Origin of the sequence: Schaalia canis (genome assembly GCF_003858455.1) — a bacterium.
Classification (GTDB): domain Bacteria; phylum Actinomycetota; class Actinomycetes; order Actinomycetales; family Actinomycetaceae; genus Pauljensenia; species Pauljensenia canis.
Genome location: NZ_RQZF01000002.1, coordinates 300,582 through 316,141 on the forward strand (window position 1 = coordinate 300,582; position 15,560 = coordinate 316,141).

The following is a 15,560-nucleotide window of genomic DNA, read 5'->3' on the forward strand; positions in this document are numbered from 1 at the left end:
TGCCGCCCCCACATCTGGCCTGGACTCACACGCGGGCGCCAAGACTCTCTCCCCCAATACTCCCGCACCACAACAACCAACCCCTTCCAAGGCCAACGTTGCAGCGACCACGAGAACTCACACCTCAGCAGCGCTCCCCACTGACCGCCCCGCCCCGCTCTCCCCCATGCCCCACACCCTCGGGTCCCCAAACCCACGACAGCACTCCCCCTACTCCACACCCTCGGTTCCCGCATGTGCATCCAGGCGCACAACAGGCACCTAATCCCCCATCCGGCCTCTGGACTCACACGCGGGCGCCAAGAGCGCACACACCCATCGACCAGTAGGCTTGCACTATGACCATTGCCGCGTGGATTCTTGCCGCCCTCATGATCGTCGCCGTCATCGCGGTGATCATTGTCCTTGCACTGCTCACCCGCTACTTCCAGCAGCGCCGCCAACGTGCCGCCGCGCACAATGACGCACTACTGACCCCTGAAGTACCTCGGGATGACTTTCGTGGCCCTCGGCCGTGGATCATCATGAATCCCTCAAAGCATGAAGACGTCCAGGCCTTCAAAGCGCATGTGGAATCAGCGGCCGCCGCCGCTGGAGTCATGCACCTGCAGTGGATGGAAACCACCCCGGAAGATCCCGGCACAGGTCAAGCTATCGAAGCTGTCGTCTCAGGCGCATCCGTTGTCATCGCTGCCGGCGGCGACGGCACCGTCCGCGCCGTCGCCGCCGGTATGGCTCACACCGGCGTCCGCATGGGCATCATCCCCGTCGGCACAGGAAACCTTTTAGCTCGAAATCTTGGCCTCCCCATTGATGACCTCGAAAGTGCCGTCAAGGTCGCCCTCGGCGCTGATCACCGCCTCGTTGACCTGGGGTGGCTCAGCGTGCAAGACATTGAAGAACCCTCAGAGCTGCCCGCTGAAGGTGCCCTTGCTCTGAAGGCCTGGAAGTCACACCCCGACGCTGCGCCAACGCCCCTTCCCTCAGATGATGAATACGCCTACGTTGTCATCTCTGGTATGGGTTTTGACGGGGAAACCATGGTGTCCACCGACTCCGAACTCAAAAAGAAAATCGGCTGGGCCGCCTACGTCATTGCCGGCGTCAGCGCCCTCACCGTCGATAAACTCCAAGCCTCACTCACCACCATCGACACCAACGGGGAAAGCACCCAGGTGGACATGGAAGCCAAGTCGATCATGTTCGCCAACTGCGGCGAACTGCCCTATCTCGTCCTCGCACCCGAAGCCACAGTGGATGACGGCATGATGGACGTTATCGCCGTCGACACGCACGCCGGACTCGTCGGATGGGCAGACCTAGGCCTCAAAATCGTCAACCAAGGCCTTGGCTTGCCCTCCCTGAACCTTCCCTCAACCGGAGAGATTGCCTTCACCCAGGCGCGCGACGCAGCCCTCACAGTCGATAAAGCCAGTGCCGTTCAGGTTGACGGTGACGCTATCGGCACAGCCCGCAGCATCCGCACCCGCATGGATGTCGGTGCCCTTGATATTTCCGTTACCGAAATCTAAACCACTCCGACGCTAGTCGGGTTGGCTTCTACTCGCGTCGCAGCCTTACCGGACACGTCCACGGGCACTGGCTCTGCGTGCCGCCTCACACTCAGGTTCAAACCCAAGCCCAGGTCAAAGCCGAGTTGCAGACTCGTACTCGGGTTCAGGAGGATAAAATCTCCGCCACCCACTGACGTGCCGCGCGGAAATCCTCGTCCCGAGCACCCACCGGCACCTCGGCACGCACACCATCAACGCGCGGATATGAACCCATAAACCGCACCTCTGGGCTACTGCGGTGCAAACCCACTAAAGCTGCCTGCACGCGCTCTTCAGATACATGCCCAACAATGTCAATCGAGAAGTTGTAATTCCCCAAACCATCGCCTGAAGGACGCGACTCAATACGCGACAGGTCCACACCCCGCACACTGAATTGCTCCAACAACGTCAACAAAGCACCCGACTGATTAACCGGCAACGCCACCTGGATCGTCGTCTTATCCGCCCCCGTTGCAGGCGGCAGATTCCCCGGCTTTGCAACCATCACAAAACGCGTGACCGCCCCCGGATTATCCGCCACATCAGCGTAGAGAGTATCCAGACCGTAGCGTTCCACCGAGGTCGCATTACACAGGGCCGCATCAAAGTGAGCCTCGCCTGAGGCCAACAGCTCGGCAGCAGCAGCCGTTGACGTCGCAGGCACATGCACCGCTCCGGGGAAAGTCCGCTCTGCCCAATTCCGGCACTGCGCCCACGCATGCGGGTGAGTGCCAACGCGAGACACTTCCTCAGGCCGAGTACCAGGACGCACCGCAAGTTGGAAAGACACGGTGACAACCATTTCTGCAACGATCACCAGCGGCTCACCATGGGAGAGGGCGTCCAAGGTGGCGTTCACCCCACCCTCAATGGAGTTCTCAATAGGTACCACCGCACGGTCAGCCTCGCCAGATCGAACGGCAGCAAGAGCCTGCGGGGCCGAGGTCTTTGGCACAAGTTCAGCGCCAGAAGGGGCAACCTGCCAGACGGCCTGCTCGGTAAAAGTACCGAAGGGACCAAGGAAAGCGATACGCAGGTGCTCTCCAGCGGGGGCAGGGCCAGGAAAATTCGTACTCACGCTCATAGTGTCACCGACAAAGCAGGACTTGCGCATCCTCAGCTCTTATCGTGACACGCCAAAACAACGCCGACATGTTCTGAAACGGCACCGCCTGACCGCAAAAGGGCAGGCGGTTGCGAATGTGGCTTCTAGCGGCAGGCCGTGATCTCATAGAGCACGGCATCATCACCGGCGTCCACGACCGTGAAACCAAAAGAGGTGTCCACGTTGTACAGGCCCGGATGCCGCTCAGAGCGGTCGAAATTGTAGTACTTTCCGTCGGCGTCCTCGTAAAAGTGCGTAATACCCTCGCGGCGGACCGCCTCACACACCTGCGGATTCGTGTGAATCTCATTGAAATGCTTGCGGAAAATATCCCGTGAGGGCTCAGGTGCTTCCGACGTGGTCAACTGCGGGAAGAACGCTCGCCGCTGACCAATCGTTTCCACATATGCGACCCCCGCGATGGGGTCACCCAAGATCACCGCGTCTTCCGGCAAAGTCGATGGAATCCGGCGAATCATGTCCAGTTCCCCTTGCGTGACCATCCCCGGTTTGCCCAGATTATCCGGATCGTACACGTAACGAGCGGCATCAAAACGCGCATCCAACGCGCCACCTAAACTCAGCGCCAGCAACCACACACCTAAAAGCACGCCAATGCGCCACTGCGAAGAGGCCTCAACCTCGGCGCGCGTCGCCCGCGGACGATGCTGACGCACCCACATGACCATGCCGGCAAAGCCAATCGACACCAGCGGCACCATCACCATATTTTGGACGGCCATGATCCGGCGTGGATCCATGTACCACGGGGAGAGAAGAAAGACGCGCAAAGCATCCTCAGGCGAGTAGGCAAGGAAGGTTGCCATCGCCCACAGGACGAAGGCGCCAATAAGCCACAGGCTGGGCCTGGGTCCCAAAGAGTCGCGCTCCCATTCGCGTTCGCGCCGCCACTCCTGCGGGGTTAACGAGGCCAAAGCCGATGGCTGAGACAGCAAAGAAACGTCGCCCGAGCGAGGCGGGGCAGCAGCGGGTTCTTCCTGCGCAGAAGTCCCCTCGGGCAGGCTCACCTCCTGCTGACCCTGCGTGACCTCAGCAGGAGCTGCCGACAAGAGATCCTCCCGGACTTGCTCCCAGGTGCGCGTGCGCCGGTAGAGGCGCACAGCGCCCAGCAGTGTCAAGAGAAGGAAAATAGTGAGCGTTAAGTACAAGCCCATGGTCTGAGAGAAGGGAGGGAAGGGCGTCAGGGCGCGAGAAAAAGCGAAATCCCAGCCCAATCCCTGCCGCGGATAGCGGCCCATTCCCTGCAATTGTTCCGTTGTCAGAACAAACAAGGGGCCGCACACGGCGGCGAAAGCAACCAGCACCGCAGCCACTAATGCCGCCCAGTCTCGACACAGCAGCGAACGCTTCACCACCGTTGCGACCCCCGCAAGAGTGGGGATCACCAGCGTCCACACGGCGGCGAATACACTGCTCGCATGGGAGTGCGCCAGGCCCAGTGAGGACACGAGGAGCGATACCCCCAAGGGCAGGTGGGGAAGAGCATTCATCACGCCCAACTCTGTGGAGCGCATCAGGCGACGCCCCCACACAATTGCCACCGCAATAACGCCCGGCAACAAAGCCACGCCCGTCGCATGCGGCCACTGGTTATACATCGTCAACGCGTCAGCAGGCATCGACAGCATCGCTCCAGCAACCAGCGGCGCGGCCATAACCGCCACGCGCGAGGTACTCACAACAGCGGTAAAGGCTCCTGCTCCCATCACCCACACGGCCATGAGGAAGAGGCTCGACACATTAGCCGCTTCAATGACAGTCGTTGGGGTAGCGAAAAGGGTGACGAAAATGTGCCACGCCATCGGGTAATAGATCCCTGTTTGACCGCCGTACAGCGGCGCGAGAGCCCCAAAAGGTGAGGCGTCCATGCTCTGCACCATGTGCCACACGCCTGTCACATGGAAGACTGCGTCCCACTGTTGGGCAGGATTATGAGGGTCAGCCACGATCAGCGTCGGCAGGGCGGCCAGCAGCCAGCCAGCAGCGACCAACAGCCACCACTGACGGCGGGCGCGCGGCGTCAAAAGACGGTAGGCGTGGGCAGATGGAGAGTCCCCCGCAAAAGGCGGGCGAGCAGCGTGGGTGCTACCTAGCAGGGCTTGGCTTTCAGGGTTGTTGTACCAGCGACTGCGCCAGAAAACCATGCCCCCAAGAGTGACTACCAAAAGGAGCATCCCCACGCTCCACCATGCCCAAGGGATCGAGAATCGCGCGAACGCGACACTCGCTATCGTCAGCACTCCAAATGTCAGCGCCGGTGCGGCGGCGGCTGCAACTAAGGAGGAACGAATCGAGGCTCGCAGCCAAAAATAGCCCGGGAGAATCCCCGCTCCTAACATGAGCGCAAGAAGCGGAAAGAGGGGAAGCCACTCACTCACCATGAATACTCCTCAACCTTGAAGCTGCGTTCTGAGTGCTGTCACAACTAGCAGTGTTCCCTCAAAACGCTTAGGGCTTTTCTGTCTGCGTGAAACCTGTTCTAGCGGGTCTCCTCCGATGGGACACTCTCACTCAGCAAGGCACCCTCGTTGACGACCAGGCTCTCCCCTTCCACGCCAGCGGACTGGGTGGCACGACGAGCGCGAACACGATGGACGATGACCTCGACAAACATCGGCAAAAGGGAGACAAACACAATAAGAATGAGGATGACTGACAGGTTATCGTGCACAAAAGGCACACCACCCAGAGCCGCGCCCGCGTAGGTCACGCCCACACCCCACAGGAGCGCACCCAGAGAGTTGAAGAGCAAGAACTTCGGGTAAGGGTAGCGGGCAATACCAGCGGCCAATGGAACGAAGGTGCGCACAAAGGGGATAAAACGGCCGATAACCAGGGAACGGCCACCGTAATTGGTGAAGTAATGTTCGGCTTTATCTAGATGCTCAGTCTTCAAGAATCGGGCATCATCTTTAAACAAACGGCGGCCGTAACGGGCCCCCAGCCAGTACCCCACCTGGGCGCCAACAAAAGCGGCGACAAAAGTCCAAATAATCAGTGTCCATAGGTTCAGGCCCAACTGCGAATGCAAGAGGCCAGCGGTGAACAGTAAGGAATCACCCGGCAGAACAGGGAAGAGGATTCCCGACTCGATAAGAACGATAAGCAAGGTGCCCCACAACACCCACGGTCCCATCGCAATGAGCAAGGATTCAGGGTCATGCAGCCAGCCGATGATGGTGCTCAGCCAGGAAGCATCTTGAGTAGCCGAAAAAAACACGTAATTCCCTTCAACGGACAATGTTCTGCTTCCACACTAGCGCCAATAGGGCGTTGTTAGCGGATCGTCCTACGAAATCCAGGAAGCAACTACGTCTCCCTCAGGAGGTAAGCAGGGAGCAACACCGGGTAAAACTATCGGCAACATCAAGGTGGAACTGGACTTTTACTCCCCCAATACGGGTGTCGTGCACCATCGATAACAGAAGAGTTGAACGGCTCTCAGTCCCGAAAATATGGCCTTCTTACACGGCGGGTCAGCGTCAGGCCCGTGTAGCATTCAGGACATGACAACCCCATCGTCCGCGCCCGAACAGGGCCAGCAGCCCACGCCCGACGCTTCGGCGTCCACCTCCGCGCAGGCCCCCACCTTCCCTCCCGTGTCCCAGGAACGCTCTGCTCAGAGCGCACCCACCCAGGACCGCACCTCGCTGTGGAAGACGGCAACGATTCTCCTTGCCCTCGCCTTGGTGGTTCTTCTTGTCGTCTTTTATCTGCGCGGTACGGGTAGCTCCGCTGACTCCGGCACTGCACAGTCAGCTTCTGCTGAGGCCGCAACAGAAACGGCTGCACAGCTGCCCGAGTTTGCGCCCTCACTTACCAACCCTGAAGCGCTGAAGATCCTGCGGGCGGAAGCTCGACGTGACGCAAACGATGGACGAGCCGTGGGTTCCCCTGATGCTCCGGTGGTCATGGTTGAGTTTTCTGACTTCTCCTGCCCGATGTGCACCCGCTTTGCCACCCAGGTTGAGCCCGAACTCCAAAAGCTCATTGACGATGGAACCTTACGTATTGAGTACCGCGATCTGGTGATCTTCCAGCAGCACGGCTCTAACATTGCTGCGGCCGGCGGTTGGGCCGCTGCAGCGCAGGGCAAGCATGCTGAATACCGCCACACCGTGTGGGAAGCCGCTGGCAGTGGGCACCCCGAATACACCGTCGACTCCGTTGTTGAACTTGCTCAAAAGGCTGGTGTGCCTGACTTGGAGAAGTTCCGCGCTGACCTGACCTCTGAAGAGATCGCAGCAAAGGTCAAGGCCGAAACTGAGCACGCTTTCTCCCTGGGCATCCAGGGCACGCCCTTCATGATGATTAATGACACGACCATCTCGGGCGCCTACCCGCTGGACTTCGTGACCCGCACTATTGAGGAGCAGGCAAAGGAAGCCGCTGCGAAGTAACCCTCTGTCGAGTGCCTGCCGATGTTCGCATCGGCAGGCACTCTTTATTGTCTACGTGATGTCTGCATCTCCGTGTCGCAGGCTCACAGCTCGGTGCGCCTGCGTGCCACCCACACCTGCGTCGTATAGGGCAAAAAGATCTTGCGCCCAGGCGAAAACTCAAGATGCTCGTAGAGATACCAGCGTAGGTTCTCCTGCATGCGCGCCCGCCCGCTTTCATTCTGACGCAGGTAAGACGAGCGCGTCGTCCCCAATTCCACAAGACTTTCAGGGGTGATGTGCTCTTCCCAAGCGAGCATGGTCAGTTCCGGTTCAGCCCACGGTTCAGGCAGACGTGGCGGCTTGTCGGGACGGTGAACATCACCTGAGCGCATAATACGTGTCAGACGGTGAACCCACGGCACCTCCACATTCATCTGATTCCACAAGATAGCGATATGACCGCCAGGGCGAACAATCCGATCTGCCTCCTGACCAGCCTCTTCAGCGTCCATCCAATGCCAGGACTGTGCGTAGGAGGCAACATCGACGCTGTGTTCTGCCAGCGTCGTCACTTCAGCGGTGGCATCAAGAACGTGAAGTCTCTTGTGTCCTCCCAGCAGCGCATGAAGCTGTTCACGCATCGCTGCAGAAGGTTCGACGGCCCACACCCGAGCGCCTCTATCTAGAAGCATTGCTGTGAGTTTTCCCGTTCCCGCGCCAATATCGGCAATATTCCCCGCCGCACAGGCGCCAAGAACAGCATCAACAGCTTCATGCGGGTAAGCCGGTCGAACGCGTCCATAAAGAGGCGCGGGCGTGTGGAAGGGATTGCTGAAGTCAGCAGAGTGCGCCTTGCTCACAGCGTCCACACCGCTGTCTTGCAGCTCCAACCCATAGGACGCAACAGTGGTGATCTCACGATCGGCGTCGGGATAAGGCGACAGGTTCAACTTCGGATGGGTAGCGCTCACATGCTCACTTTAGTCACCCCTCGCCCATCAGCGCCCATGCCATCAACGCCTCGGCCATCACTGTCTCCATCACTGTCTCTATCATGAGGCCCCTGCTTGTTCCTGCCTCCGGCTTATCACTGCCCTACTTATTACAGCCTCGTTGTCTCCTCTACGAAGCAGTGTCCGCATCCCGCATCACCCACATGTGCGCCCACACCATGGAAGTGCCTGCCAGCGGGCAATAGTGCCCTGAGCGCACAGCCGGGCGCCACACGAATCATCATCCCCTAAGGAAAGAGATACGAGGAAAACACGGGCCGTGCACCTGCGCAAGATCCGCATCCTCAGATATGCCTCTTCGCCGGAAGATCCCTCTCATAGAGCAAAACCGCCTTCATGCGGATCACTCGCTCCCACCGACGGAAAGGACCTACAGGCTACGAACGATCACGTCAGCTAAACGTTGGGGTTGGTGGAGACTCACATGCTCATCTTCCTGCGCGGCCCAGACATCCCACCACGGTTCATAGGTCGCGCCGTCGCGCTCAATCGCGCGACGGCGCCGCTGCTCAGGGTCACATTCGACCCAGATCGTCAGATCAGCCGCTGCCGCAGTAGCTGGGCATAATGAACCCGCGCCCTCAACCAACAGTGGGCGAGCCCGATCTAGCAGCACATAGCGTCCAGGCTGGGAGCGCTCCCAATCCCACACGCGGTAACCAAAGGTGCGGTTATCGCGACCTCGATTGCCTGGCCTCGCATGTCCCAGGGGTGGTGTTCCGCAGAGTAGTTCAACCAAGGTGCGTGTCCCCTGTGCCAAGCCATACCAGCCGGGATACCACTGGTCAGGGCCAGTCAATTGAAGGTTGCGTATCCCTGCTATACGCAGATGGCGCAGCAAAGCAGCAGCAAGTGAGGACTTCCCTGATCCTGAGCGCCCATCAATAATGACCACCGGCGCACGCCACACCCGCACTCGCGCATCACTTTCAACACAGTCCGGGGCTTCCAGATCCTCAGCTCGACCAGCACGATCTCGCCCTCCGCCCACCTCATATACTTCCCGAACACGCGCCAGCAGCCCAGCAGGGATTTCCCCCACCGATCCCATACTCAACTCCACAGCCCGGCTCATCATCATCTCCGCTCAATCAATGTCCACTTGTCACACCTGCCTCACCCACAAGCCAGCAAGTCGCGCCACCTCCCAGCATCGCGAAGAACCCCTCTCGCAGGCGACACAACACCCCGAGTTCAACCAGGCAACAGATGTCAGCTTCTACCACTCAGAAGAAGGAAAGTTCCAGCCCATATTGCCGCCACCACAGACACCAGCGGCACTATCACACACACAACAAGCATCACAGCATCAGCCCACCCCACCCGTGACACCCGAGCAAATGAACGCTGCACACCAGCGCCAAAACCTCGCGCTTCCATCGTCAGTGACAGCTTCGCTGACCGACGCAAAGCGAACACCAACAGGGAAAACGCCCCACGGAAGAAAGCCCCGAAGCGATTTCCCTCCCCCGCACCCCGCACACGGCGTGCCCGCTGCAGGCCACGCCAGTCCTCAGCCATCATGCCAGCCATTCGCGCAGCCGCTAAGGAAGCGATCACCGGACGGGCCGGCATCTTCAGAAGCTGCGTAAGACCATCAGCCATATCAGTTGGATCAATACGCGGGAAAACAACGATGGCGGGCATCGCTAAAGCGAAAACTCGCAAGAAAATACTGGCCGCCAGCAACGTAGAATGCTCCGAAATAATCGCAGGCCCAAACGCCCAATAGACCTCTCCTCCCGGCTTGCCGTACAGCAGCATCGACAGTGCAGCCATAGGTGCCGCAATGAAAATCGGACTCATCCGAAGGAAGAATGTCCGCAGGCGTAGTCCCGCTAAAGGCAGCAGGCACAATTCAAGAAGCATCGCCACGCCCGCTGACACGACATCAATCGTCGTCAGCAAGGGTGTGGTCATCAGCGCGACGCCAAGAACCTGAACCACCGGATTAACGCGGTCAAGAGGCGCCTCCTTGGGGGCTTCGTCCGCACGCCCGCTCTGCGACGAGGCGGACGCTTCGCCCACCTCCCCCTGAACGTGGGCAACAGTCTCACGCGAGGAAGCGGGCGCCTCGGCCTCGTTGATGGTAACAGTGGCCTTCGGGGCATCATGTGTGAGGCTTTCACTCGCGCCGCCACCAGCTTCACCAACGTTGGCCAGGTCAATGACATGATCGCCCATCGCCCGCACAAAAGCATCATCATGAGTGATCGACACCAGCGTTGTGCCACGGCGAACGGCCTGACGTAGGAGTTGGACAAGCCTCATCCACGACGAGCGATCCTGACCGAAAGTTGGTTCGTCAAGGATCAGCAATTTCGGCGCGCTGATGAGAGCTGTTGCCACCGACAGGCGGCGTTTCTCCCCGCCAGACAAGGTCATCGGATTGGCCTGAGCCAACGCGCGTAACCCCAAAATGTCGAGATGCTCATCGACCAGAGCATCAAGTTCAGCCCCGCTCACGCCCTCCAACCGAGGGCCGATTTCCAATTCAGCACGCACCGTGCGCCCAAGAAACTGATACTCAGGCTCTTGGAACACCATAGAGATACGCCCAAGAAGCTCACGCGATGACCACCCGTGAGGGTCCGCACCGCCGCACGCAGGACGCAGGTCGGCACCAACCTCAACGCTGCCCTCCAACTGAGGAAGGAGACCAGCCAAAGTCAACGCAAGGGTGCTTTTGCCCAGTCCGTTACCGCCAATGATGCAGGTGGATTGACCTGTAGGAATCTGTAGATTCATCCCGCTTCTAATGGGTTTGCCCTTTTCGTAGCCGACAGCAAGATGACGCGCGGACAGCACGGGAAGTCTTAGCGCTGTGCCACCGTCCGTGTCCGTCACCGTTGCACTCTGTGAAGGGAGGAAAAGAGCCTCGTCAGCTGCAATCTCTTCATCACCCGGAAGCCAAATGCCCGCAGCTCGCACACTTTCCCCGTGGGTGCGCAGAACCTCATCAAGGGAGCCATCAGCGGCAATCATCCCATCAAGGATGACTATGACGCGGTCAATAAAGTCAGCCCACACGTCAACACGGTGCTCAATGATGACAACAGTTGCGCCGCTGGCATCAACGACACGTTGAGTGGCATCGCGGACTTCGCGCACGCCCGAAGGGTCAAGATTTGCGGTGGGCTCATCAAGCAAAATCAGACCCGGTTTCATAGCCAGGATCGACGCGAGGGCAAGGCGTTGCTTCTGCCCGCCAGAAAGCGCTGAAGTTGAATGATCCAAAGGCAGGCTGGCACCCACCGACTCAAGGGAAAAGGAAACCCTCCTCCAGATTTCCTCACGCGCCACACCAAGGTTTTCACATCCGAAAGCAACATCATCGCCCACGCGGGCAAGAACAACCTGAGCTTCAGGGTCCTGCATGACCATGCCCACGCGGCCGCGTTGCTTTTCCGGCATGAGGCCATCAACTGTCAGGGTGCCTTCGTCCTCCCCTTCGTCGGCACCACCCAAAACTCCTGCCAGGCCAGCAACAAGTGTGGATTTACCTGCACCCGACGCTCCTAGCAGGAGGACTCGTTCGCCCGGGGAGATGGTGAGGTTGATATTGCGTAGCGTCCACTGGCGTCGCCCGGCGTGCCTCCACCCCCAGTTGCGCGCTTCAACCCGTGCACCGATCGAAGGAGCCTGAGTATCGCCGGGTCTTCCGTCTGTCAGCGCAGCGGAGAAGTCCGCCTGCTCACTGTGAGTATGGGCGGCGGCTTGCTCGTTGGAAGCACCGCCTTTTGGGGCGAGAGAGCCAAAGGGTTCAACCGCTACCTGCTCACGTCTGAGGGGGTCATCAGTGTGCGGAGGCGAAAACTGAGGGCGAGGGTGGGAGGACATGATGCTTTGTCTTTCCTCAGTCGGGTTTCCACATGTGAGCTCAGGCCGATAAGGGGCCGCAAAACACCCGCGGAGGGTGTGGGCTCACAGCTCGGAGAATGGACAGGCTTGTGTCGGATCAGCGTTGATGTCGGTGAAGGATGCCCGCGTGGGAAAAGGGGGAGATCCCCACGCGTGCACGTCTTAGTTAGACGCGTTCGCGGACCTCACGGCCGGCTGCGAAGCGGTCTAAAGCTCCGGTTTGAGCCAAGCTCCGAACAAGAACCCACCCCAGAAGGCCACTGAGAATCGCACCGGAGACAAGTGCGACAGAGTATTCGATTGCCAGATAGGAGAAGTTCTTCTCATAGCCGGAAAGGGCGAAGGACAGGATCGAGCCTCCAGCAGAAGCAAAGACGCCAGCCAACGCTGCTACAAGAAGGGTGTAATGACGGTAGGCGACAATCAAAAAGACAAGTTCTGCACCCAGCCCCTGTGCCAGACCCGCATAGACGGTCTCAATGCCCCACTGTGAGCCAAGAGCCATGGAAACGACAGCAGCGAGTGTCTCTACAAAGAGTGCGGCACCAGGCTTACGAATAACCAGGCCGCCAAGGACGCCGCCGAGATACCAGATCCCGTACAGCATGCCGCCAACGCCAGGGACGATGGCGTCAAGGTATTGCACCCCTGCGAAACCTACTTGGTTCCAGAACAGGAAGATCAGGCCAGTGGCAACGGATAAGACAGCGGCCGTGACAATGTCAATGACTCGCCAGGACAGATTGGTCTTGGATTCGACCATCGTTGTTTTCCTCTCGTCAATCACAACAATGGTGCGCACGAGGAGAAGAGCCTTCCTACGCCGGCATTATCCGGTTCAGGTTCTACGGTCGAAGGCGGTCCTGCCTTCCTCTCAACCTGGGGTCCCAGGTTCCCGTGGCACGCCCATAAGCATACATCTAGTTTTTTCTACTCTGCACACATGGGCACTGATGCCATGGGATTAGGTGGTCATATGAGCGAACATGCAGTGGTATCAACACACAATGCTCGCCCAAAGTAGATCCTCACCCACAGTTCCTCAAGAATTCCGAGCCACTGCATTATGGCTCTCACGCGCAAATGACACCTGTCTGACCTCTGCGTCTCATTGTCTTTCCTCCCCCATGTAATCTCGTGACTGGACTGCGCCTAGTCCACTGTTTGCAGAGCTTGGCACCGTTCCCCGGGGTAAAAGTCCCCCGAAATAAATACGGCCCTGGGGGTGGAACCGCACGCGGTTCCACCCCCAGGGCACACATGAAAAAGGCACACGCTAAGTCATGCACCTATATCAAGCTCGGTGACTGTCAGCCCTCAAGGTAGGCCTTCGCCTGAGCGAAAGCATCCTCCCAGGTACCAGCCGCATCCTCCCACGCCTGACGGGCAACAGCCTCGTCCTGCGAAACCTGCGACAGACCAATTTCCTCAACATGGAGCGCCACCCTGCCACCTTCTTCAGACAGGGAGAACTCAACGCGAGTTGCCTCGTCGGGTAACTCGTCGCCAGCCAGGGGATACCACCGGTAGGAGACAACATCCATCGGGTCTTCATCGACCTTCTCAACCAGCCAGGTACCCGCCTCAGGATCGTTGACCTCGTAGTAGCCCTCCTCCGTGAGGGTCACTTCGTGATCACCCAGATCCCCGTCGTTAATCCACCAGCCGGGTTCGCTCACCAACTCCCAGACTTGTTCAACTGTCGCCGCAATCACAATGTCTGCTTCGACAGTGTCAACATTCTCCTGGGGGGCCTCAGTGTCATCGTCAAAGAAGTTCATAGCTCAACGGTACGTTGCCCACCCCACATGCGCGAGATCTGTGCACCTTCTTCCATTACACGCCGCCCCGGCGCGCCCACATGTGACCCCAGCCCCGCACGCTCCCTCCACGCCACTAATGTGCCTGTGAACGCACACGCGGGCGCCGACGACTCACGCGAACCCCGTCTGCGACGAGCCGCTCGGCGCCCATATGTCGTCTTTCCTTGTGGTCTCAAACTAAACTTGATAGAGGTAGTGACATCGATCGCACCCCCGGGTGCCCTGCCTCCACGACAAAGGAGTCCTCGTGCTAATTGGAGTGCCAAAGGAAGGGGTCAACCAACCACTCGTTGGTGCCACCCCCGACACGGTCAAAAAACTCATCTCCCTGGGCTATGACGTTCGCGTGCAATCCGGTGCCGGAGCCTACGCCCACCTCACCGATCAGGCCTACGCTAACGCCGGCGCCGAACTCACCGACGACGCCGACGCCTGGGGTGCTGACCTAGTCATCGCCCTTGACGCCCCCACAGATGAGCATCTTGCCCTCATGCGTTCAGGTGCCACCCTCATCACGCGCCTGGCCCCCGCTCGCAACCCCGAGCTCCTCGAAAAACTACGCGCCGCCGGCGTGACCGCCATGGCCATGGACACCGTGCCGCGCATCTCCCGCGCTCAGGCGATGGATGTCCTCTCCTCCCAAGCAAATGTCGCCGGCTACCGCGCCGTCGTTGAAGCCGCCGCAGCTTTCGGCCGCCTCTTCACCGGCCAGGTCACCGCCGCCGGCAAGATGCCCCCCGCCAAGGTCTACGTCATTGGTGCGGGTGTGGCAGGCCTGGCTGCGATTGGCACCGCCAACTCCATGGGTGCCGAGGTTTCCGCCACCGACGTCCGCCCCGAGGTGGCCGAACAGGTCGAATCCATGGGTGCGCGCTTCGTCGCCATTCCCGCCCAGCAGGAAGTCTCCTCTGACGGCTACGCCAAAGAGATGAGCGCCGATCAGGAAATGGTCGCCCGAGCCCTCTACGCCAAGGTTGCCGCCGAATCCGACATTGTCATTACCACCGCCAATATCCCGGGCCGCACCGCCCCGATCCTCCTGGATGAGGATGCGGTCAACGCCATGCGTCCCGGCTCAGTCATCGTTGACATGGCAGCCGCCAACGGGGGCAACACTGCCCTGACCGTTGCCGGTGAAACCATCGTCACCCCCGGCGGCGTGACCATCATTGGCCACTCTGACCTGGCGGGCCGCCTACCCGGCCAATCCTCACAGCTTTACGGCCAAAACGTTGTCAATCTGCTCAAACTCATGACCCCCGGCAAGGACGGGGAGCTTGTTGTTGACCTTGAAGATGAGATCGTTCGCGGCATCACCGTCACCCAAAGCGGTGAGATCCTCTGGCCTCCGCCGCCAGTGAAGGTCTCCGCCGCACCCGCCGCAGCCGCTGCCGAACCCAGCCCCCAGGAGCGCGCCGCCGCTGCCGCCCGCGCTGCCGAGGAGGCCGCCCTCGCCAAACGGCGCACCTTCTTTGGTTTGCTCGCTGCCGCCCTCGTCGGCGCAGCCCTCGTCCTTGCGACCCCGGCGCTGGCCGCAGGCAACTACATTGTGCTGATGCTGGCTGTGGTGGTCGGCTTCTACGTCATTACGGGCGTCACGCATTCGCTGCACACCCCGCTCATGTCGGTAACGAACGCGATTTCGGGCATTATCTTGCTGGGTGCGATCTTGCAGATCGGCTCAAGCAACCCCATTGTGTCGGCGCTGAGCTTTGTCGCCATCGTCGTTTCTTCCATCAATATTTTCGGCGGTTTCCTGGTCACACACCGGATGCTCGCAATGTTCCAGAAGGGCTGAT

At 59.7% G+C, this 15,560-nt stretch carries 11 protein-coding genes and 1 riboswitch; of the genes, 3 read left to right on the forward strand and 8 right to left on the reverse strand.

Going from position 1 to position 15,560, the window contains the following annotated elements; genetic code table 11:
• The first annotated feature begins 338 nt into the window (after positions 1-338).
• Positions 339-1,532, forward strand: coding sequence for a diacylglycerol/lipid kinase family protein (locus EII11_RS03755; protein ID WP_124868737.1), 1,194 nt, complete (start codon positions 339-341; stop codon positions 1,530-1,532).
• Between the two features lie 145 nt (positions 1,533-1,677).
• Here the strand turns inward: EII11_RS03755 and pheA are convergent, their stop codons facing one another.
• From pheA to EII11_RS03770, 3 genes are all read right to left on the reverse strand, one after another.
• Complete coding sequence (gene pheA, locus EII11_RS03760) at positions 1,678-2,634, reverse strand: prephenate dehydratase (protein WP_124868739.1); 957 nt, start codon at positions 2,632-2,634, stop codon at positions 1,678-1,680.
• A gap of 131 nt (positions 2,635-2,765) precedes the next feature.
• Entirely contained in the window at positions 2,766-5,063 is a 2,298-nt protein-coding gene (locus EII11_RS03765) for a DUF6541 family protein (protein ID WP_124868741.1), read from the reverse strand.
• Between the two features lie 98 nt (positions 5,064-5,161).
• Entirely contained in the window at positions 5,162-5,818 is a 657-nt protein-coding gene (locus tag EII11_RS03770; protein ID WP_124868980.1) for a DedA family protein, read from the reverse strand.
• A 370-nt stretch (positions 5,819-6,188) separates the two neighbouring features.
• Here EII11_RS03770 and EII11_RS03775 point away from each other — a divergent pair, with 370 nt between their 5' ends.
• Positions 6,189-7,082 (forward strand): DsbA family protein, encoded by an 894-nt coding sequence (locus tag EII11_RS03775; RefSeq protein ID WP_165867051.1) that lies wholly within the window; start codon positions 6,189-6,191, stop codon positions 7,080-7,082.
• An 83-nt stretch (positions 7,083-7,165) separates the two neighbouring features.
• Here the strand turns inward: EII11_RS03775 and EII11_RS03780 are convergent, their stop codons facing one another.
• The 5 genes from EII11_RS03780 to EII11_RS03800 all read right to left on the reverse strand — a co-directional run bounded on the left by EII11_RS03780 (position 7,166) and on the right by EII11_RS03800 (position 13,719).
• Positions 7,166-8,035, reverse strand: coding sequence for a class I SAM-dependent methyltransferase (locus tag EII11_RS03780; RefSeq protein ID WP_240623047.1), 870 nt, complete (start codon positions 8,033-8,035; stop codon positions 7,166-7,168).
• 412 nt (positions 8,036-8,447) lie between these two features.
• Positions 8,448-9,158, reverse strand: coding sequence for a nucleoside/nucleotide kinase family protein (locus tag EII11_RS03785; protein WP_124868745.1), 711 nt, complete (start codon positions 9,156-9,158; stop codon positions 8,448-8,450).
• A 131-nt stretch (positions 9,159-9,289) separates the two neighbouring features.
• Positions 9,290-11,917 (reverse strand): ATP-binding cassette domain-containing protein, encoded by a 2,628-nt coding sequence (locus EII11_RS03790; RefSeq protein ID WP_124868747.1) that lies wholly within the window; start codon positions 11,915-11,917, stop codon positions 9,290-9,292.
• Between the two features lie 187 nt (positions 11,918-12,104).
• The gene (locus tag EII11_RS03795) at positions 12,105-12,701 is read right to left on the reverse strand and encodes an ECF transporter S component (protein WP_124868987.1); all 597 of its coding nucleotides are present in this window, start codon (positions 12,699-12,701) and stop codon (positions 12,105-12,107) included.
• Positions 12,702-12,736: 35 nt separating this feature from the next.
• Positions 12,737-12,847, reverse strand: a riboswitch (TPP riboswitch).
• A 401-nt stretch (positions 12,848-13,248) separates the two neighbouring features.
• Positions 13,249-13,719: an SRPBCC family protein gene (locus tag EII11_RS03800; protein ID WP_124868749.1), complete on the reverse strand. Its 471-nt coding sequence runs from the start codon at positions 13,717-13,719 to the stop codon at positions 13,249-13,251.
• Between the two features lie 289 nt (positions 13,720-14,008).
• Between EII11_RS03800 and EII11_RS03805 the strand changes: the two genes are divergently transcribed.
• Complete coding sequence (locus EII11_RS03805; protein ID WP_124868751.1) at positions 14,009-15,559, forward strand: Re/Si-specific NAD(P)(+) transhydrogenase subunit alpha; 1,551 nt, start codon at positions 14,009-14,011, stop codon at positions 15,557-15,559.
• Position 15,560: the final 1 nt, after the last annotated feature.